Source organism: Bradyrhizobium sp. Leo170 (assembly GCF_004296405.1).
GTDB lineage: Bacteria > Pseudomonadota > Alphaproteobacteria > Rhizobiales > Xanthobacteraceae > Bradyrhizobium.
Window position 1 is genome coordinate 1 of the sequence record NZ_PSRR01000759.1, and the last position, 996, is coordinate 996.

A 996-nucleotide genomic window follows, 5' to 3' on the forward strand; every position below is an offset into this window, starting at 1 on the left:
TTTTCCAGGCGACGATCGCCAAATCGCCCCAGCCCCACCTCCATCGACATAAGACCGTTCTCCACAAGACTACCTCCCGCCAGGGAATCAGTCTTCGCCGATCTTCGCAACAAAGATGTGTGCATCAAATAGCCGGAAATCCGGGGGGGGCATCGCTGTCTATGCAAGCGGGAGAAGACGGATTCATGCCGCAGTCCTCCCCTCGATGATGTCAGCCCCGACCTCGTCGGCCGTCACCTCTTCGCGCACGGCGTTTGGATAGCCGTGGCGCGTCAGCCACTCGTTCGCGTCGGCCTCGTTGGTCGCGAGATGGACGAGCTCGGCGCCGTCACCCGCACGGTCGAACACGCGGACCGACCCGATGGCCGGACGTTCGACGATTGCGAAGTCGAGCTTCGAATCCAGCGAGAACGTCCGGTGCACGCGGATCGCGGTGATACCGCCGGCGCCAAAGTCTGCCTCGTGCAGCGTGAAAGACGCCGAGAGCGAGATGTTGCCGACGCCTCGCTCACCCTGCTTCCTGATCAGTCGGCCCCGGCTGTTGCTGGTCTGCCAGGCCGCGAGCTTCTTCGTGAAGCGCGCCGGCGGCCGCGGCGTTCCGTCCGACCAGGCGATGATCGAGCCGATTGGTGCGTTGTCGAAAATCCTGTGCGCGGACATTTTTGTCCTCCATATTTGCGCGAGCGTGGAAATGGAACCGCCGCCGGCGTGGCCGGCGGCGGCAGATCGTTCGGACGAAGAATGTGGTCGGCTGTTATTCAGCCGCTTCCCTAAACGGCCCGACGTCTTCCTCGGTTGGGTCATCGGCGATGCCATCGACTTCGTCATCGACGTCATCCGGGTCTTCAGCGGCATCGGCTGCCTTCATGCTGGACGCCAGCCATTCGGAAAGCTTCGTCGGGTCCGGTGCGAAGAGCGCGGCGGAGTGGACGAAGCGTCCGTCCTTGAAGTGCTCGGCGAGCGCGGCGCGGGGTCCTTCGCGCGCTGGCGCGGAAG

Annotated in this window: 1 protein-coding gene and 1 pseudogene; both read right to left on the reverse strand. The window is 64.0% G+C overall.

All coding sequences use genetic code 11. The features are described 5' to 3' along the window. Positions 1–183 precede the first annotated feature (183 nt). Positions 184–660, reverse strand: a complete 477-nt coding sequence (locus CWO89_RS44535) for a UCP036055 family protein (RefSeq protein WP_130584421.1) — start codon at positions 658–660, stop codon at positions 184–186. Between the two features lie 94 nt (positions 661–754). Then, positions 755–996, reverse strand: a pseudogene (locus CWO89_RS46705) (hypothetical protein); the annotation flags it as partial.